A 20590-nucleotide genomic window follows, 5' to 3' on the forward strand; every position below is an offset into this window, starting at 1 on the left:
TCCTTCTGTTTGGGCTCTGGACGCAGCCAATCATTAGCCGCGCCACACATGACCGTTCGAAACACATCGACGCCAGATCGCAATCGCTTTATTGAGCGATTACGATCATCACCTTGTGGAGTGTGCGAGTGGGGTAGGTCGAACTTCTTTGGGGACCCTCATTGTGTTTCAATTGAAAACGCATTGCAAGAGCGGAAGCTTCTTTTGTGTTTTCAATTTCCAAATCTAGGCAGCTTTTCGGCCCACGAAAGCTTGAAATCGGCTCGCCCACCGACGCAGGGAGCGCGAGTTCTTGTAGGCGAGACCAGCGTAATAATGCCGATTGCGCCAACGTGGAGTCAATCTGCAAGGCGGTGCCGTCCAATCCTGGGCTCGCACGCGCGCATGCATAACAGCGGGATGCGTACCGCGAAACGGTTCGCAACTGCGGACATCCCAACCATAGCTATCCAGAATAGCCTCCGAACCCGGTTGGACTCGACGGCCATCGTATAACGAACAGAAGAAATCCATCTTGGCCGACATATGCCGCGGCGGTTTGACGTGACCGTAATGGTAGACCCAAGCGCCAGTGGCTTGTGTTCGCAGCTTGCGGCCTTCGATGGCAAACCCGCATCCATCTCCATAAGACCTCGCTCCCGACGACCGGCGAATGATCCGCGTCTGACGTCGATAGGGCAGAGGATCACGATAATAGTAGTCGGCGCGAAAGTGATGATAGCGAAACGTCAAACCATCCAGCTCCGGCCGATCTTTGGCTTTGCGCAACGCGCTATCGATACGATCATAATCGTTCTCATGCAGTACTTCGTCGGCTTGTAAATAGAAACACCAATCGCCCTGACATGCATCCAGGGCCAGGTTGGTTTGCTGCGAAATGATCAGCCCACCACTGCGGACCTCGGGGTCCCAGACCGAGTGAATGATCTTGAGCTTGGGTGAATCCAATTGGCTGAGCGCTTCCAGCGTGCCATCATCGCAATCACCAACGGCCAACACCAGTTCGTCAACTAGCGGCAAGAGCGAGCGCAGGCTTTCCAGAAACGGATAGTCGTAGCGAATGGCGTTGCGAACGACAGAGAATCCGGAAACTTGCATAGTAATTGACTCGCTGGACTAAGCCGCGTGATATCGTTGCGTCGTAGCGGCGGCTACCACGGCTCCGTAGACAGTTTCGACGCCCAGATCGCGCATGCAACGATTGTGTTTGAGCGGACAAGTTTTTTCCCAGCAGCCGCGACAGGCCAACTCTAAACCAACTTCAATTTCACCGATGTTATAGGTGCGTGTCCAAGCGGGATCGGTGGGTCCAAACAACCCGATAACGGGTCGATTCATGGCCACTGCGATATGGCGTGGTCCGCTATCGGTCGACACGACCACGCTCGCGCGTTGCAGGATAGCCTTGGTCAGCCCCAAGGGCAGTTGAGTTGCGCGGCCCATACTTTGAACGCGTGGATGATTGACGCGCGAGGCCACCGCATCGGCCGCTTCGCGTTCACTGGGACCACAATGCAAGAGAACTTGCCAGGCATGATTTTCCACGATGCGTCGTGCCAGTTGTTCAACTTTGTCTGCGGGCCAAACTTTAGCCACGCCCCATAATCCGCTGGAGTTGATAACGACGGTTGGCAAGTGATCGCGAAAACCGATGCGTTGGTATAACTCGTCAGCCAGCGCTCGATCCTGTGCCTCGACCGCTAACTCCATCTGTCGATTGCTGGTATCGCACCCCAGCTTGGCCGCTAATTGCAAGTAATAATCGATCGCCGGTACCGGTGCCCGTGCTCCGTCGGCCTTCTTCAAGGTCGGCAAACTGTCGGTCAGTAGCAGCCGTCGGCCGTCGCGTGCATAACCGATGCGGCGACGTGCGCCGGAGAGCCAGGCCACTAAACCAGTCCATAGAGAATTTGTCAGTAATACAACCGTATCGGGCCGTTTGGCGCGCAAGCGAGTGGCTAGTTGCAGACGGCTGCCCAGCGTCCGTTTGTTGTAGATCAGCTGTTCGGTAAACCAGGGAGTGCCTTCGAGCACGCTGGCTACGGGCGTTTGCATGACACCCAAGAGAGTATCGCTGGCCGACTGACGGCTAGCCAACGCGCGCAGCGCTGGCGTGGCCATAACCGCATCGCCAACCCAACTGGGCATAATTACCGCTATTGTTTCGCTCACTAAATAAACCCTTCCTCCGTGAAGTTCGCGGCCATCGTAGCAAGTTTGCCGCATCCAGCACAAGAGAAACCTCTGGGTGGCACTGGGTAGCGGAAGCCGTCAAGGCTTTCGAGCGGCAACGCGACAGATCAGCGCTCGATTCGAAAGCCTTGACGGCTTCCGCTACGACGTGCACGACTTATTCCATTACCAGACGGGTAGTTGCCGCTGCGCCACGCGTTTGATTAGCATATGGGGCTAAGGCCATGGGGCCATTTGCTATCCTTTGCTATACCGCTGACTGGGAAAGACATGAACCAACCACTTCACAGCCCAAATCGTCGTCAAGTCCTCAAGGCCGCCAGTGCAGCTGCGGTGGCCGCCAGTTCGGTCGGATATTGGAGCAGCCTGGCCGCGGCCCAGTCCAAGTCGCCCAATGAAAAACTGAACCTGGCCTGCATCGGTACCGCCAATCGCGCCGACGACAACATTAAAGAAGTGATGCACGAGAACATTGTGGCCCTGTGCGATGTGGATAAAAACTATCTCGACATTGCGGCGGCCACCTTCAAGGAAGCTCGTCTATACCGCGACTATCGCGAGTTGATCGACAAAGAAGGCGACAAGATTGATGCGGTCGTCGTCGCGGTGGCCGACCATCATCATGCGCCCGCTACGGTGCGCGCACTCAATGCTGGCAAACACGTTTATTGTGAAAAGCCTCTGACCCATACCGTGGGCGAAGCTCGCTTGGTAGCCAAGCTGGCTAAAGAAAAAGGCTTGGCCACGCAGATGGGTACGCAGATTCACGCCAGCGAAAATTACCGCCGCGTGGTCGAGATCATTCAGTCGGGCGCGATCGGCGATGTGCACGAAGTTCACGTCTGGGTTGGCAAGGCTTGGGGCGGTGGTGAATTGCCGACCGAAACCGAAAAGGCTCCTGAGAATCTCGATTGGAACTTGTGGTTAGGCCCGGCTCCGGAACGTCCATTTGCCAAAGGCCGCTATCATCCCGCGCAGTGGCGACGTTGGTGGCAGTTCGGTTCCGGTACGCTGGGCGACATGGGCTGTCACTTTATGGACTTGCCCTTCTGGGCGTTGGAGTTAACTCATCCCACCACAATCGAAGCCGAAGGCCCACCGGTACACGCCGAAACGGCCCCCGAAGGCATGATCGCTCGCTGGACATTCCCAGCCAAAGACAAGTCAAAGCAGATCAAGATGGTGTGGTACGATGGCGATATGATACCCAAGGAACTGTACAAGCAACGCGTGCCCGCCAGCGGTGTGTTCTTCGTGGGTTCAGGTGGCATGATGTTCGCCGACTATGACAAGTATCGTTTGTATCCTAGCGACAAGTTCGCCGACTACACGCCGCCTGAGAAAACCATTCCACGTTCGATTGGTCATCACAAAGAGTGGCTGAAGGCTTGCCGCGACGGCTCGCCGACGACCTGCAACTTTACATACTCCGGTGGCCTGACCGAAAGCGTCCTGCTGGGTACCGTAGCGTATCGCGTAGGTAAGAAACTGCAGTGGGATGCTGACAAGTTGGTTTCCACCAATTCACCCGAAGCCAACTCGCTCATCACCAAAAAGTATCGCGCCGGCTGGGAAGTATAACTCCCCAACTAAACCGTAGGCGTTAGCCTCGGTTTCGTCACCTCTCCAAGGCTTCGCCTTGGGGAGGTCGAATCGAGGCTTTGCGAGATTCGGGAGGGGTATTGGCCTGTGCAGGTGGTTAGTACCGCAGGGGCCTAGTGTCGCGCTGTGCCCCCTCCCGCAGACTTCGGCTGAACGCCTCGTCTGCGACCTCCCCCGCGGCGCGGGGGAGGTGACTAAGCCGTAGGCGTTAGCCTCGGTTGCGTCACCTCTCCAAGGCTTCGCCTTGGGGAGGTCGAATCGAGGCTTTGCGAGATTCGGGAGGGGTCTTGGCCTGTACAGGTGGTTAGTACCGCAGGGGCCTAGTGTCGCGCTGTGCCCCCTCCCGCAGACTTCGGCTGAACGCCTCGTCTGCGACCTCCCCCGCGGCGCGGGGGAGGTGACTAAGCCGTAGGCGTTAGCCTCGGTTGCACGACGTTTGAGTAGGAACCGAGGCCATGCCAGAGACGCTGATTGCCAAAGTTATGGTTCAACTGGAGACAGTTGGCGATCAGTATGTGCACGCGCGTTTGATGTCGCCGTGGAGCAGCCAGGTCGTTGGTCGCACTTGGAAAGAAGCTGAACCCAAGCTCAAGCAAAAGGCGGAGAAAGAACTGGGGCGGGCATCTCCGCGGAAGTGGCTGGTGTCCGGACGATTGTCACAATTGCCAGTGGTCATCGAGATCCCGCTGGAGCTCAGCCCCGCAGAGCGCAGTCTGGCTTGGAACGAACCGCTAGAGATGTCGATTCGCGGATTCCGATGGGACTTCGACGATGGCATGAGCCTGGTGACGATCCCCAACCTGGCCAGCGAACTTTACGCAACCGCCGGCGATCTAACCGACGAGGTCATCGTTCAACAAGTGCGCACGTCGCTGGTGCGCATGGGCGAACGCTTTCATCTGCTGGATGTTTACAAGCGTTTCTTTCAGCGTCAGTTCGATTACCAGGTGATGACCGTCAGCACCACCATTCGGTCGCCTGGCAACAAACTGGATGAAGCCGACGAGGCCAAGGCCAAAGCAGCCCGGGCGCGCAAAGCCACGATCACTCTGCGTTCGACCAGCAGCGATCTTACCAAAGCTCAGTTGGATCAGGTCTTCGGTCGTGATCAGGCCGCGCTGGATATCGCTGAATACCTGGTCGGGCAAACACCGCAGAGCATGTTGTTGGTTGGACCGGCGGGTGTGGGTAAGACGGCCATCGTGCACCGGCTCGTGCATCTCATGCGCGGCAGTGATGCAGCACCCAGCGTGGGCGTAAACGGTTCCGGCCTGGCCGAGCTGAAGAGTCGCAAGATTTGGTCGACCACCGGCTCGCGTCTGGTCTCGGGGATGTCGGGGTTCGGCATGTGGCAAGAGCGCTGTCTGAAACTGATCCGCGAAGCCCATGCGACCAAGGCCATATTGCACGTTGGATCGATCATCGAATTGATGGAGGCCGGCAAGATCGAAGGTCAGCCCGGCGTGGCCTCGATGATTCGTCAGGCCATCGCTCGAGGTCGACTTGTCATCATAGGCGAATGCACGCCGGAACAAATCACGCTGATCGAACGCGATGAACCACTACTGCTGCGTGCGCTAGTGCGCTATGAAGTGACCGAACCATCTACCGAAGCGGTCACGGATATCTTGCGACAAGCGGCCGAGCATCGCACTCAAGTCAAGCCTGGTAAGCGACAAGCCAAAACGGAGTTCACCGAATCGGCCCTCGAAGAACTCAATCGACTGCATCGACGATATGCCAGCTACAGTGCCTTGCCCGCTCAACCTCTGCGCTTGATGCAGACGATTCTTGAACGTAGCTCGCCAGGAGCCGTGATTGAATCGGCTGATGTGGCCCGCGCGTTTGCTTCGCAAACCGGTTTGCCAAATTTTTTGGTCGACGATTCCATCACCATCGATCTAGAGCGCATTCGTCAACGCTTGGCCTCGCATTTGATTGGGCAAGCCGAACCGATAGACCTGGTCGTCAATTTGATTGCGACTTTAAAGACCCGCATGGTGCGACCCGGGCGCCCGCTGGCTTCGCTGATGTTTATCGGTCCAACAGGTGTGGGCAAGACGGAAATGGCCAAGGCGATTGCGGGGCTCCTGTACAGCGATACGCGACGCATGGTGCGGATCGATATGAGCGAATACGCTACTCCCTGGTCCGCGGTCCGCTTGATTGGCCGGCCGGATGAAGGGGACGGTACGCTGACATCGCCCATTCGCGAGCAACCGTTCTCAGTTGTGCTGCTGGATGAATTTGAGAAAGCCGATGCGACAGTCTTCGATATGCTGCTGCAACTGCTGGGCGAAGGTCGCCTGACCGATTCGCTGGGCCGATTGGCAGACTTCCGCAACGCGGTCGTGATCATGACCAGCAACTTGGGAGTCGAATCGTTTCGCGAGTCGGGGTTTGGCTTCGGAGAAAGTGGGGCCGACTGGCGCTCGCACTTCGAACGCGAAGTCCAACGTTTCGTGCGTCCCGAACTGTTGGGACGCATCGATCGCATCGTACCGTTTGCGCCTTTGCCCCCTGCGGTTGTCCGCAAAATTGCCGAGCGCGAAGTCAATTTGCTCAAGGAGCGTCCAGGGCTGAAGTATGCCGATGTCCAACTGGATGTTTCCACCGAAGTAATCGACTATCTGGCGACGCTCGGGTATCAACCCAAGTATGGTGCGCGACCCTTGCGACGCGTGATCGAACAACAGTTGTGTGTGCCGCTGGCCAACACGCTTTCGGAATTACCATCAGGCAATGCCTGGATCATCCGCGCCGACATGACGGCTGGTCGTCTAGCTATTCACACCGAGCGCATAGAATCGCAACCCGGTCAGCAGCGTGAGTCGACTGAACTGGCCATCGATCAGTGGCAGAAGATTGGGCGCATGGCCCGTTTGGCGATGCAGTGTGGTCCGCTCCGCGATCTACAAAATGAGACCGAACGGTTGCAGCGACTGAATGATACGCTTTTTGAAAAACTGAAAGGCACCTCCAATAGTCGACGAGCTAGCGCTCTGAAACAAGAGATCCAACAAAATGCCGTCAAGATGGAACGTAACCATCGTGTCATCGAACAACTTGGCCAGGCTAGCCAACAGATCACGGCGGCACACAGTCAAGTGATGATCGACTGGTATAACAATCAGCCGATCGGCTCCGAGCGTTTGCTGGAACTGCCCGAACAACTTCAGACACAACTGCGTACCGCCGTCGTGTCTCTGCTGGAAGGTCGTACCAAGCAGAACGAAACGTGTACGCTACTGATTGTAGGCAGACCGATCGCGCGAGCTGCGGTCTTGTGGCAAGCCTACGAGCAACTGGCTGCGGCCAACCAATGGAAGGTCGAGCTGTTTAGCTTGAGAAACTACGAAGCTAACAAAGACCGCGAGTCACCCGAGTATCGCAAACGTCAATCGCAACGCAAAGTTGAAGACGCCGAAAAGGCCGCCGACACGCAGCCTGCTTTTCGCCTGCTCACCAAACAGGTCAATCAGGATGCAATGGTCAATGTCAAAACCTGCGACGTCTACCGCGAGACTAGTTCCACTACTTGGACGCAGAACGATCCGTCGCTCGCTGGCGTGGCGCTGCAGATCTCCGGAACGGGTGTCAGCGCGTGGCTGAATGAAGAACACGGCGTCATGCACTTCCATGACACCAGTGCCACTGGCCCCAAGCGTCGCCAACGCTTTCGAGTTATCGTCGAGCCCAGTCGTTTGTGGGACGTGTCGCTGGGCCCCGCTTGGACTGATCCCACGGCGCTGCCCGATCGTGATCCGAGACGCACTTTTCATCTAGCGGAAAACATAATTACCGATGGACTCAGCAGCCAAGAGTTTCCATGCGGCAACAGCAAGCTAGTCGATTGCTTGTTGGAAGTCATCCGCGTCGATCGCGAGAACCATCTCTGGGAAGCCATCGACTTTACCGGCATCCCCAGCGCTGCCACGCTGGAACGACGCGAAATGGAAATCCCCTTCTAGGCATGTGGCCCCTTCCGGTTCAGGACTAGTGCCCCAATGAGTGCTCAGCCTGCAAACAATGCTACAATCGTGACTTTGTCCCACATTTCATGGAGAGTACGTCGGGATGACATCGCTGGAACAGGAATTGGTAAGAGGCTGGGGGCTGCATCAGCAGAAGAAAATTGCCGATGCGGAAGCCATCTATCGTCGCGTCTTGGCTCAAGACCAGAATCACGCGGCGGCCTGGTGCTACCTGGGCATTGCTCTGCATGATCAACGCCAGTTTGAACAATCGATCGCTGCGTATCAACAAGCCCTTAAGTTGCAGCCAAACTTTCCAGTGGCTCTAAACAATCTCGGCAACTCACTGCGTTATGTCAGCCAGATCGATGAAGCAGATCGTTGCTTCGAAGAAGCGATTCGGCTCAAGCCTGATTATCTGAATGCGTTCAAGAATCGCGGGACCCTGCATGTTTGGACCGGTGACATCGCCCGCGGGCTGCACTGGTACGAGCAGGCGCTCAAGCTGAATCCTAACGAAGCCGAGTTGCATCGCAACTTGGGTGTGATCTATCTTCTGCAAGGCCGATTCGAAGAGGGATGGCGTGAGTATCGCTGGCGTTGGCGCGTGGGCGACCTGCATCGGCCCAATATCAACGCTCCCGTTTGGGACGGCAGTGACCCGGAAGGCAAGTTCATTCTGCTAACGGTCGAACAGGGACTGGGCGATACGTTGAACTTCGTGCGTTTCGCGCGGGTGTTGCGAGAGCGTGGTGCCAAGACAATCGTGCATTGCCAGGCACCATTGCTGGCTCTGCTGCAGCAATCGCCCGAACTGGGTCCGATGTATCCCAATACGCTGCCGCTAGAAACAGCCGTCCACTGCCACTGCTCACTACTGGATGTGGCGGACTTGTTGAATATCAACGAATCCAACATTCCCAGCTACGATAGCTATGTCCGACCCGCTCCGCATTTGCAGAGTTATTGGGCAGGGCGTTTGCCGCGCGCGGCCGACACGCTGCGCATCGGAATCGCCTGGCAAGGCAACCCGGACCATCAAGCCGATGTATTTCGCAGCGTCGCCCTGAAACAGTTCGAAGTCTTGGCTGACGTGCCGGGCGTCGAACTCTATAGCTTGCAGAGTGGGTTTGGAACCGAACAACTGCCCCGATGGCAAGGCAGCCAGCCGCTCCGCTCGTTAGGTGACAATATTGACAAAACTAGCGGCGCATTTATGGACACAGCCGCGATCATGCGGCAACTAGATCTAGTGATCACCAGCGACACTTCGATTGCTCACCTGGGTGGCGCTTTAGGTGTGCCGACTTGGATCGCGCTAAACTACACCCCCGATTGGCGATGGTTGCTGGGCCGCAGCGATTCCCCCTGGTACCCGTCGGTCCGACTGTTCCGCCAACCCACGCTGGGCAATTGGGAGGCCGTCTTCAGCCAAATGCGGGACGAACTGCTAAAGTTGAAAACGTAACATAAATCGTAGCGGAAGCCGTCAAGGCTTTCGAGTATTCCCGTAGCGGAAGCCGTCAAAGCTTTCGATCGCCGCGACGACCGTTTTTCGAAATGCTTGACTCATTCCGCTACGGCGGGAGCGCGATCTGCGAGAAGTTGGAGAATTTTTCAGTACTCGTGAAAGAACCGGGTGGCGAGCAGTAGTACAGGGCTGGGGTGTTTGTTTCTCGAGAGATTCTCCAATGTCGGATACTCGAATCAGCTTGATCATGCGACTACCTCGCTCGGCTGATGGCGTGGCCTGGCGAGAGTTTGTGGAATTGTATGAGCCGCTAGTCTTACGATTTGCGCGGGGCCGCGGCTTGCAAGAGCACGACGCACGCGAACTAGTGCAACGCGTCTTGGTGGCGGTGGCCGGTTCGGTGCATCGCTGGCAACCCGATCCTGGCCGGGGCAGTTTCCGCAGCTGGCTATTTCGAATCGCACGCAATCAATTGATCAAGCAAGTAACGGCACGAGCCCGCGAACGATCCGTTGGCGGTACTTCGAATTTTATGAAGCTGCATCACGACCTGGCCGAGTCACAAGACCTCCACGAAGCGCAAATCGAGCAAGAATACCGACAAGCGATCTTCGAACTGGCCGCCGCGCAGGTTCGACAAGCAGTGCTGCCACAAACCTGGCAAGCGTTTGTGATGTCATCGATCGAAGAGCTACCGTTCCAGGAAGTGGCTGACAAATTGAACATGTCCATCGGTTCAGTCTACATTGCCCGCTCGCGCGTCATAGCCCGCTTGCGCGAAGTAGTCCAGAGATTGGAGGCCGAAGATGCACTCCAGCGATAATCAACTGCAGCAACTGCTATCAGCCGATGAAACGACCACGACGTTGCAACCAATTGCGGCTCATGTCGAAGCGTGCCTCAAATGCCGACGACGCCTGCAAGAGCTCTCCGGCGAAGGACAGTGGACGACTGAACTGGTCGACCATTTGCGTCAGCCTGCGCTTTTGGACTTGACCAGTGAACTAAGTACCGCCAGCCGCTCAGCCTTCAATGCCCACACCGTCATTCTCTCGCATCCCAGCGATGCCATCGAAAACGAAGTCGAATTGGACCCGATTTCGCTTGACTTTTTAGACGAACCCACTCACCCCGAACTGCTGGGGCGCTTGGGACGTTACGACATTGAATCGATCATCGGCGCTGGTGGTATGGGAGTGGTGTTGAAGGGCTTCGATGGCGACCTGCATCGGCCGGTCGCTATCAAAGTGCTCGCGCCACATCTGGCTCATAACGCCGCCGCGCGCAAACGATTCGCTCGCGAAGCCCAGGCTATCGCTGCGGTGATTCATCCGCACGTCATCCCGATCTACAACGTCGAAGTCGACCAGAAACTGCCTTACCTGGTGATGAGTTTCATTGATGGTCCATCGCTACAGGCTCATGTTGATGTCCATGGCCCATTGCCGATTGAGGTGTCCTTGCGGATTGCGCAGCAGACAGCCGTAGGCCTGTCCGCAGCTCATGCGCAGGGTCTTATTCATCGCGATGTGAAACCCGCCAACATCTTGCTCGATGGCAATACGTTGCGCGTAGTCCTCTCCGATTTTGGTTTAGCTCGCATGGTGGATGATGCCAGCATGACGCGGACCGGAATCGTAACCGGCACGCCGCATTACATGTCACCCGAACAAGCCGGTGGCGATACGATCGATTGCCGCAGCGATCTGTTCAGTCTCGGTTGTGTGCTGTGGTTCATGCTGACTGGTCGTCCACCGTTTCGAGCGGCGACTGCGATGGGAGTCCTGAACAAGATCTGTCATGCCAGCCCAGGTGACATCCGCCAGTTGAATCCGCAAGTACCGCAGCCGCTGGCGACGATCATCGATAAGCTGCTGGACAAGTCGGCAACCAGTCGTTTTCAAAGTGCGCAAGAGGTCGAGCAGGCTTTGAATCAAGTAGTACTAGACTGGCAATCCGGTGACTATCAACGCCGGACAAAAGCAGAGCAACGACGACAAGTCATTCAGCTGGTTGTGGCAACATGTCTCTGCCTAGGGGTCTTGGGATCCGCGATGTGGATGAATTTCAGTGAGTACGGCTTTAATTCAGCTCTGGTCAATGTTCCACGATTGACACCCGGAGTTACCGTCAAGCGTGGGTCAAACTTCCTTCCGGGCGTCAACGGAAATCCGTTTATCGCAAACCGTCCATTCTCACCAGACTCCGCCAGTGCATCGCTTCGTCAGCAACTGAAAAGTGACCAATGGCACCAGCAATTCAATCGATTGGCCAGCGATGTCGCCAAACTGGAGTCAGTCGACGCTTTCGAGTCTTGGGACTGGTTGATGAATATCTATCACCCTCCGCAAATGGACCTCTCAGAATTGGACGCAACTTTGGACGCCATCGAGAAAGATATCGCCGCCTGGAAGGAGTTAACTAAGTCAGGACTTTTTATACCGCAGACACCGTAGCACAAACGCACCCCACGGCGAACACTCGAAGGAAACTCGTAGCGGAAGCCGTCAAGGCTTTCGAAGCGGCACCAATCCCTTGCCCATACCATCGAAACTCTTGACGAGTTCCGCTACGAAGGAGTTCGAAACTCTTGACGAGTTCCGCTACGAAGGAGTTCGAAATTTTTAACCACTTTCGCTGGAACGTAACCAACAGAAAAGGATGTACCCATGCCTAAGGCATTCATGTCGATTGGCCTCTTGACCATTGTCGTGATGGTTAGTGCGTACTCGCCTGGCCTATCACAACCGCCGTCAACGCCGGGCGGTGAATTCAATTCGAACGGAGAAAAAGCTCGCTCTGGTGGCGCTGCACCTGGTGAGTTTCGTACACAACCATTCGACACCTTGCCTTCGGTTACCTCAAACGCCTGGCCCGGCAGTATGCCCTCCAATGGCCCAAACACTGCCTTTGGTATCTATCAAGCGGAAACGGTCGATCCAGCCGAAACTGCAGACTTTCAGAGGGCCATCAGTGACCTGCGCACCGCAGAATCGGAAGAAACAAAAGCCAAAGCGCGCGAAGCAGTCGGTGCACTAGTTGGTGCACAACTCGATCGGGATTTGGAACAGCGTGAAAAAGCTCTGGCCGACATTGAAGCTCGTGTCAAAGAGATGCGTTCTCAACTGGACGAACGAAAGAAATCCAAAGCGGAAATTCAAAAAATGATTATGTTGATGATCGAACAACCACATGTCGGTCTGGGCCTACCCCGAGCTTGGATGAATGCCATCCAACCAACGTCACTCTACTATCCTCAAAATTACAGCACTACTCCGTCGCAGTTCGGTACGGCTGCAACCTATAGTTCGAGTAGTTCAACGGCACCTGCCGCAAGTCAGCCGCGTTCAAAGGCCAGCCAGTAATTCTACATTTGCGTTTTCAGATCGATCCGCGCGGCTTTCAAAACTTCTCGCAGATCAAACGCTCGCTTGGCGGCCTCGCCATCCGGATCGAGCACTGCGATACGGATGCCTTGCTTGTAACATTGAACAAATAAACCGATGAGCGACACGCGAGTCGGTTGAACGACTCGCGAGTTGTCTCTACTAGTGCCAGCTGCGTAAGCTTCAGCTCGCTGTGCCGTGGAGAACAAGGCCAACGATGCGGCTTCGCTCTGGGACACACGCCACAGAGCTGGTTGCGTTGCTTCTGCCTGATCAATCAATACGATCCACGGCTCAAGTTCATGTTCAATCATGTCGTTGGCGTTCCATAGCCGCCACCACCTGGGGTTTGCAATTCGAGCGCTTCGCCCGCATGCAACTCTAACGAGCAACTGGCGGGTAGTTGAGTTCGCTGGCCTAGTGCGTCGATCTTGATATTAACTCCAACCGAACCCGGCAAGCCACCCTCCAGGCCATAAGGTTGATACGGACCGCGACGCGATGTTAGCAGCGACACCGCTACGTCTTCTAAAAATTGAATCACCCGCACCACACCTTGGCCACCGCACTTAGCACCCGCACCGCCACTATCGGAACGCAGTCCAAAGTGCAGCAAGCGCGCTGGATAGCGAGCCTCGAGGACTTCGGGGTCGGTCAGCCGCGTGTTGGTCATGTGCGTATGTACGCCCGAAGCGCCATCGTACTGGGCCGTCGCTCCGGCGCCACCACAAATCGTCTCATAAAATCCAAACCGCGCATTGCCAAAGAGTAAATTGTTCATCGTGCCCTGGGATGCGGCCGCGGCGCCAAAGGCACCTAACAGACAATCCACTACGCGCTGCGACGTCTCCACATTACCAGCTGCCACCGCCGGACTGTCAGCCAAGTTGGAGCCAACTGTTGGATTGAGCACGCTTTCAGGAATTACCAGGTCGATCGCAGCCAACATGCCTTCGTTCAGCGGCAGATCGTCCGCGATCAAACATCTGAGCACATAAATCACCGCCGCGGTAACGATCGATGGATTGGCATTGAAGTTGGTCGGCGATACTGGGCCCGTACCCGTGAAGTCAATCCGCAACCGCTCATCATCGGACCTCGATATCGAAACTGCGATACGCGTGCCATCATCCAGCCAGTCTTCGAAAGTGCGCTGGCGCTTGGGCAACGTCGAGATGAAGTTACGCACGCGTCGCTCGGCAATCATCAATACCGCATTGCACAAGCTCTCGACACTCGGCCAACCGATGCGCTCAGCCACTTCGCTGATCAACTGCTGGCCACGACGGTTGGCCGCCAGTTGGGCTCGCAAGTCGGCCAAATTTTCGTCGATGTTTCGCGGTGGCCATGGTGCTTGGGACAGGAGCTGCCGCAGCGGTTCGAGATCTCCGCAATCATCGGCCGAGAGTTTTAACATCGGTATGATCGCACCTTCATCACCCAATCGAGTCGCCGACACCGACATGCTGCCGGGTGTAATGCCGCCTACATCAGCATGATGCGCGCGATTGGCGACAAACATGATGGGCGATGTTGATGCGCCATCGAACACAGCGCTGATGACCGTGATATCCGGCAAATGCGAACCACCGGCGTAAGGATTATTTGTCACGACTACGTCACCAGGTTGCCAGTGCGGATGCTCGCGCATGGCAGCTCGTACGGTTGAACCCATCGCGCCTAAATGTACTGGCACATGGGGAGCGCTAGCCAACATGCGTCCATGCCGATCAAACACAGCGCAGCTGAAGTCACGCCGTTGCTTGACATTGACGCTGAGCGCCGTCTGCTGCAAAACGAGTCCCATTTGCGTGGCGATCGCTGCCAGTCGCTGCGCGAAAACAGCTTCGGCCACTGGATCGCTGCCAATGATTTCATGTTGTGTACTCGCGCTCGGCTGGGCGTTGACGACTGTGGAGCGTTCCAGTAGCAGTGTTCCATCGCTGCCCCCGGTCGCTTGCCAGAGTGGATCGACCACCAATGTCGAACCAGGACTGAGCACTACCGCCGGGCCAACGATGCGCATTCCCAATGAGAGTTGCGAGTGCATGACATGCGCAGCAGCCTGCTGGCTGCCGCGCGTGATGAATGTTTGGTCGGCCGATGTCGGTAAGCGTTTGACCGAATCGGCTGCTGGCCAGGTGATATTCGACCAGCTCTGCTCGGGTGGCAAAGTCACTTGCAGGCGCGCTGCCACAACTTCGATCGCCCGCGCTGGGCGAGCGTAACCAAAGCGAGTGTGATGAGCGGCGTGAAAGCTCTGAGTGAGTTGCTCGATCGTAGACTCTTCGACAGCCGGAATCGACAACGATACATCCGTGCCTTGGTATCGCATTTCCAAGGTGATGCCCAGTTCAACTAGCGCCTGCCGCGCTAACCAATCTTGAGCCATGACCTGCATTGTCTTGACGGCTTGCCGAAATACGTCGGGCAGGTCGAGAGCACTCAGCAGTTGATACAGCGGCATAGTCTGATCGCGACGCTCTTGGGCCAGGCCCATGCCCAGCGCGCTCAGCAGTCCTGCTTCGGACGTATGCAGAATGCGCTCGATGCCCAGCAGTTCCGCGATCTCGCAAATATGTTGTCCAGCAGCTCCACCAAAACCGACCAGCACATGCTGACGAGGATCAGCGCCTTGCGCGATGGAAACTGTGCGCACCGCTTCAGCCATCTGCTGGGCGGCGATGGTGCGCAATCCATCAGCCAGCAGCGCCAACGAATCAAAGGCCAGATTTGCGACCTGCAATTGTGCGTTGAGATCCTGCAATCGATCTTCGATGGCTGGGAGGTCGAGTGGGAAGGGAAATTGGCTGGCAGGCAAACGCCCTAAATAAACATTCAGATCAGTAATCGTTAATGGCCCACCACGCCCATAACAGGCGGGGCCCGGCATCGCCCCTGCGCTTTGAGGACCGACGCGCAAACTCACACCATCAAACCAACAAATCGAACCGCCACCCGAGGCCACGGTCTCGATCGGCAGAGTCGGCGTCAGAATGCGCACGCCAGCTTTGGTCGATTCGTATTGCAATGTTTGATCGGGCGCGGTGCGGGCAGTGTCGGTACTGGTACCGCCCATATCCAAGCCAATCAACTGGGCATATCCAGAGGCTTGGGCCAAGGCGCGCAGGGCGACCACGCCACCGGCTGGACCGGACAGGATGCTGTCCTTGCCTGCCATAGCGCGCCAATCGACCAAGCCACCCGCGCTGGTCATGATCTCCAGCTGGGCTGTCGATTCGCCGCCGAACTGATGGAAGAGTTTTTGGAGATAACTGCGCACGATCGGACCGAGGTAAGCATCGACCACTGTCGTACGCGCTCGAGCAACGATTTCAATCAGCGGAGCGAGTGAACTGGAGCGACTGATATGCGTGAATCCAACTCGCCGCGCAAGCGCTTCTAATTGCTCTTCGTGGGTCGAGTTGCGATAGCTGTGCATCAAACAAATGGCCAGTGACTGACAACCAGCCTGCCAGGCTGCGTCGAGCGCGCTTTGTGCCTGGTCGACGTTTAACTGCGTCAATATCTCTCCGCTGGCATCTAAACGTTCTTCGATACCGACGGCCAGTGCGACTAAGTCATCATCGCGCTGGATAGCCAGTTCGAACAAATGCGGCCGCGTTTGATCGCCGATCAGCAGCAGATCTTCTAGCGAATGCGTGATGGCCAGTGCGACTTTCGCTCCGCGGCGTGTCAACAATGCGTTGGTTCCACGCGTCGTGCCCAGGCGAACGTTCACCGGCGGCAGCGGTTCCTGCAACGGACACTTCAAGAGTCGTCGCACCGCCAGCACCGGTGCTTCTAAGCCGGCGTCTAGTTCGAAACTAACCGCTTCGGCAGGAATCGGCTCAGCCACCGAGAGTTGCCCAGAGCCGCCGCGGAAAGCGATCACCTTGGGCGCTGTAACAACACAGCGCTGTGCATCGTAACAACGCAATTCCGCGCCACGCCAGAAGTGATCAGGATCGCCAGCCAGTTCCAGCGAAGTTAGCTCAGTGTCCGAACCATCGACGGTCTGGATGGCCATAGGTACCAGCCCGCTAGAGAGGATTTTGATTCGCAGCCGAGCCTGCGGACGATGTGGATCGACAACGTAACAATCGGTAAACGTACCACCGACATCAATCCAAGCTTGATAGCCCAACGCACTGCCTTCAATAGCTGAGAGTACCCGGACCCGCCGCGCCGGAGATGCATGTTCGCATCCAGCTTACCCCAATGTGGCATAGGCTTCTAGCCTGTGTGGCATAGGCTTCCAGCCTGTGTGGCTCGACGAGGCAGGACGGCAAGTCCTACTCCTACTCCTACTCCATTGTTACGAGTAGGAGTACGAGTAGGAGTACGAGTAGGAGTAGGAGTAGGAGTAGGAAGAAGAGTGCGCTTCTGCGTCTTCGCGACTGTTAAGAAGTTCGGCTCAGCGCCAGCTGGGATCGCCCGAGAGCCAGTAGGCGATGCGCGTGGGAGTATCGGCGGTACAGGGTTCTAGGCCCGACAAAAGTTCGTTGACGGTGCTCAGTTGTTGCGGACTCAAGCGACCTTGCCGCAACTTGACCAGGGGAATCTGCGCGGCCAGTCCGGCCTCGCGCATCTTCTGTTTGGCCTCGTTGCGAACGCGATGGTCGCCGGAATCCAGATCGGCCAGGTATTGAGCCAGTTGATGTTCGCCCAAGCGGGCTGCGAGGCGACTTTGATCGCGCATGCGTTTAGCGGAGGCCAAGGCTTTGGGCAGATCCCAGGATGCATTCAGTCGATTAAGCGATGGCAACACATAATCGGTGAACTCCGGTGACTCTTGCTGGGTCAAATGCCAGAGCGTCATACCGCGCAGCACCTTGGGCTGAGCATGACCTTCGGTAATCTTGATTTCAATCTCTTGATAGGGCTTCTGTGAGTATTCGATGTGCACGTCTTGACCATCGTGTTTGAATTGACGCGACCATTCGGCACCGATGAAGCCATCGATGTGCACGGACCATTTTTCGTTAGCGTCCGAGTAACTCAAACGCAGCGCTGGCCGACCTTCGGTGGCCGAGACTTGATACGATCGCTGTCCGAGATTGGCGGGACCAGCATCGGGCAACTTCTGACTGCCCTTGGGATCCGCTGGCGTCAGCGGCCATTGCTCGTGTTTGCGCACGATACGAAAGCGATCAGGCACCATGCGTAGGCGACCGAGAGCGATTTCCAGTTCAGCGACATCGGGCGGCAAAAGTACCGGAGATTTTTCGCCTGGAACTCGAGTAACGTCAACAGAGGACTCCTGACCCGACAGCGTCTGGGCCAGCAGCGCGAGACACAAGCTCAATTGAGCAAAAACAAAACGACGCACGGCAACCTCCTCAGCAGGAGTCCGCTAGCGTCAGGACGACGAGGCCCAGGGAAAAGTCTCGTCGAACCGCTCTCTAGCGGCACGATCTTTCCTGAAACAAAATTTCTTTGGGCTGCACCGCATCTCTTATCGTCAATCTTGCTTGACGTTGCACTACCAAATCCTCTATTAACAACTCATTCCGCGAAACAATTTTCCCGAGACTCAATACCAGCATTCCAGGAATCAACTGCCAACCAGGGTTTTTGAACTTGGAATGCAACCTCATCCACAGATCGTAAGAGATTGAACGCGATAGTGCCCCAGCCAACGTTTCTGCGATTCTCGATACCTGAGCGTCCGCGCCAAGCTGACCCGATTGTCATTTCGGGCGTCGGCATCGCTGCCAGTCTAGGCAGCAGTCGCGAGAAAGTATGGCAAGCCATTCAAACGGGAAAAAGTGGCATTCGATTGACCGGCCCAGGTGATCGCGTGGGTAAACTTCGATTGCCCTGCGGAATGGTCGATTGGTTACCGCCGGAAGATCCACGTCAGCGATCGATCAAGTCGATTCGGATGTGTCGCATCGCTGCGGCTGAAGCCATCGATGATGCCGATATTGATTGGCGAACAGTGGATCGAGGTCGGGTCGGTTGCAGCATGGCGGCCCAGTTCGGTGACATTGGTTATCTATACCTGGACGCAGACCAGCGCGCCGCCGAACCCGAAACGCTCGAGCATGCCTGGCACAATGAGTTTCTGCCGAGTTCCATCAGCGATCGCGTAGCTGGTGACTTGGGCCTCTATGGTCCGCGATTATGTTACGCCACGGCCTGCGCCAGTGGCATTGTGAGCGTCTTGGCTGCGGCTCGCATGATCGAAGAAGATCAGGCTGACATGGCAGTGGCCGGCGCTGGCGATTCGATTCATGAAATAGTGTTAGCCAGTTTTTACCGCATGGGCGTGCTGGCTCAAGGCGACGATCCGTCCCGAGCGTGTCGCCCCTTCGATCGCGATCGACAAGGCTTCGTGATGGGTGAAGGCTCGGCCATGATGGTTTTGGAGCGTCGCTCGCACGCCATTGCTCGTGGTGCTCGAATCTACGCAGAAATTTCTGGTAGTCAAATTCTCTGTCAAGCGCATCACGTGACCAGCCTGGAAGATGATTGCGAGACTCTTGAGCAATTGATCCGACGTACCCTCGACAGAACCGATTGGGATGGTCCGCCACAGTACATCAACGCTCACGGCACCGGCACTCATCAAAATGACTTGAGCGAATTGAAAGCCATTCGTCAGGCGTTGGGTAGCGACGCCGATCGCGTTGTGGCTAGCAGCAACAAAGCGGTCTTGGGTCATTTGATCAATGCGGCCGGGAGCATTGAATTGGCTCTGTCGGCACTGGCGGTCCGCGATGGCTATGCACCACCGACGATGCACTTGACCAATCCTGAAATCGCGGGCCGGATCGACTGTTTGCCGGAGTACGGCATCGCATCGCGACTAGATCGCGTCTTAAAGATATCACAAGCTTTCGGTGGTCACCTGGCCGCCATCGCTCTCAGCCGGCCCCGCAACGCTGCTCGTGAAGCGCTGCCCTTAGTGCCCAACGTCAGAGTCCGCAGCCAACGCGTGGTTCGCTCGGCTTAGAACCGAGCGCCGTGAGTTACGCAGGACTTCCATCGTTTAACCCGTAGCCGCCAGGCGAGGTGCACCCTCTAACCAACCGTAAACGCAGCGTTGGTTAGAGGGTGCACCTCGCCTGGCGGCTACGGGTTAAACGAGATGCTCAGGTAAACGCAGCGTTGGTTAGAGGGTGCACCTCGCCTGCCGGCTGCGGGTTAAACGAGATGCTCAGGTAAACGCAGCGTTGGTTAGAGGGTGCACCTCGCCTGCCGGCTGCGGGTTAAACGAGATGCTCAGGTAAACGCAGCGTTGGTTAGAGGGTGCACCTCGCCTGCCGGCTGCGGGTTAAACGAGATGCTCAGGTAAACGCAGCGTTGGTTAGAGGGTTCACCTCGCCTGGCGGCTGCGGGTTAAACGAGATGCTCAGGTAAACGCAGCGTTGGTTAGAGGGTTCACCTCGCCTGGCGGCTGCGGGTTAAACGATTGCGCGCTTTACGACCATACGCCGCCGGGATTCTCGTGCGGCCGGCGAGCGCGGTGCAACAGCGTGATCAATTGGTTGACTTCATCGCTGGTTAAATGTCCGAGCTGCTTTTGGTGACAGGCCTCGAGTGGTTGAGCGATCTTGTGCAGCAATTCGACACCTTGAGGTGTGATACGTGCCAGCACTTGACGGCGATCTTCTGCGGTGCGGATACGCTCGACCCAACCATGCGAGACCAGGCGATCGAGCAAGCGAGTGATGTCCGGAGCGCGCGAGACGAGGCGATCGGCCAGCGAGAGCGTAGCCAGAGCGCCGGGCAGCGCGGCTTGCAACAGACGAAGAACGTTGTACTGCTGACTATTGATCCCAAACTGGCTGAAAAGCTCGTCTTCGAGCTCGCGCAGGCGGTCGTAGGTTCGCCAGAGATTCAGATACACCTCTTGCAGAGGCGAATCAAATCTTGGGTGCGGTTGAACTTCGTCCGACATAACTCGTAACTCGTAGAGCCAAAAAACGAAAGCAGCCGACGAACGGGTCATCGGC

13 protein-coding genes are annotated in these 20590 nt (G+C 56.6%); 7 read left to right on the forward strand and 6 right to left on the reverse strand.

Going from position 1 to position 20590, the window contains the following annotated elements:
* Positions 1 to 225 precede the first annotated feature (225 nt).
* Both SH573x_RS19410 and waaF read right to left on the reverse strand, forming a co-directional pair.
* Entirely contained in the window at positions 226 to 1098 is an 873-nt protein-coding gene (locus SH573x_RS19410; RefSeq protein ID WP_479349373.1) for a glycosyltransferase family protein, read from the reverse strand.
* An 18-nt stretch (positions 1099 to 1116) separates the two neighbouring features.
* Positions 1117 to 2172, reverse strand: a complete 1056-nt coding sequence (waaF, locus tag SH573x_RS19415; protein WP_479349374.1) for a lipopolysaccharide heptosyltransferase II — start codon at positions 2170 to 2172, stop codon at positions 1117 to 1119.
* Positions 2173 to 2463: 291 nt separating this feature from the next.
* On the opposite strand from waaF, the gene SH573x_RS19420 reads away from it, so the two are divergent.
* From SH573x_RS19420 to SH573x_RS19445, 6 genes are all read left to right on the forward strand, one after another.
* Positions 2464 to 3774, forward strand: a complete 1311-nt coding sequence (locus SH573x_RS19420; RefSeq protein ID WP_479349375.1) for a Gfo/Idh/MocA family protein — start codon at positions 2464 to 2466, stop codon at positions 3772 to 3774.
* A gap of 476 nt (positions 3775 to 4250) precedes the next feature.
* Complete coding sequence (locus tag SH573x_RS19425) at positions 4251 to 7766, forward strand: AAA family ATPase (RefSeq protein ID WP_479349376.1); 3516 nt, start codon at positions 4251 to 4253, stop codon at positions 7764 to 7766.
* 106 nt (positions 7767 to 7872) lie between these two features.
* A complete protein-coding gene (locus tag SH573x_RS19430; protein ID WP_479349377.1) occupies positions 7873 to 9237 on the forward strand; it encodes a tetratricopeptide repeat protein in 1365 nt (454 codons plus the stop codon).
* A gap of 223 nt (positions 9238 to 9460) precedes the next feature.
* The gene (locus SH573x_RS19435; RefSeq protein WP_479349379.1) at positions 9461 to 10063 is read left to right on the forward strand and encodes an RNA polymerase sigma factor; all 603 of its coding nucleotides are present in this window, start codon (positions 9461 to 9463) and stop codon (positions 10061 to 10063) included.
* On the forward strand, positions 10047 to 11696 hold the full coding sequence (locus SH573x_RS19440) for a serine/threonine-protein kinase (RefSeq protein WP_479349380.1): 1650 nt from the start codon (positions 10047 to 10049) through the stop codon (positions 11694 to 11696). Before SH573x_RS19435 ends, SH573x_RS19440 begins: the two co-directional genes overlap by 17 nt.
* Before the next feature lie 213 nt (positions 11697 to 11909).
* Positions 11910 to 12605, forward strand: coding sequence for a hypothetical protein (locus SH573x_RS19445; protein ID WP_479349381.1), 696 nt, complete (start codon positions 11910 to 11912; stop codon positions 12603 to 12605).
* Between the two features lie 2 nt (positions 12606 to 12607).
* On the opposite strand, the gene SH573x_RS19450 is transcribed toward SH573x_RS19445, so the two are convergent.
* The 3 genes from SH573x_RS19450 to SH573x_RS19460 form a co-directional block, all read right to left on the reverse strand.
* Positions 12608 to 12940, reverse strand: a complete 333-nt coding sequence (locus SH573x_RS19450; RefSeq protein ID WP_479349382.1) for a hypothetical protein — start codon at positions 12938 to 12940, stop codon at positions 12608 to 12610.
* Positions 12937 to 16773, reverse strand: coding sequence for a hydantoinase B/oxoprolinase family protein (locus SH573x_RS19455; protein WP_479349383.1), 3837 nt, complete (start codon positions 16771 to 16773; stop codon positions 12937 to 12939). The genes SH573x_RS19450 and SH573x_RS19455 overlap by 4 nt, the downstream gene beginning before the upstream one ends.
* A gap of 270 nt (positions 16774 to 17043) precedes the next feature.
* A complete protein-coding gene (locus tag SH573x_RS19460) occupies positions 17044 to 17958 on the reverse strand; it encodes a hypothetical protein (protein ID WP_479349384.1) in 915 nt (304 codons plus the stop codon).
* A gap of 297 nt (positions 17959 to 18255) precedes the next feature.
* Here SH573x_RS19460 and SH573x_RS19465 point away from each other — a divergent pair, with 297 nt between their 5' ends.
* The gene (locus tag SH573x_RS19465) at positions 18256 to 19587 is read left to right on the forward strand and encodes a beta-ketoacyl-[acyl-carrier-protein] synthase family protein (RefSeq protein ID WP_479349385.1); all 1332 of its coding nucleotides are present in this window, start codon (positions 18256 to 18258) and stop codon (positions 19585 to 19587) included.
* 468 nt (positions 19588 to 20055) lie between these two features.
* Here SH573x_RS19465 and SH573x_RS19470 read toward each other — a convergent pair whose 3' ends face one another.
* A complete protein-coding gene (locus SH573x_RS19470) occupies positions 20056 to 20535 on the reverse strand; it encodes a MarR family winged helix-turn-helix transcriptional regulator (RefSeq protein ID WP_479349386.1) in 480 nt (159 codons plus the stop codon).
* Positions 20536 to 20590: the final 55 nt, after the last annotated feature.

The organism is Rania fehmarnensis (genome assembly GCF_056494185.1).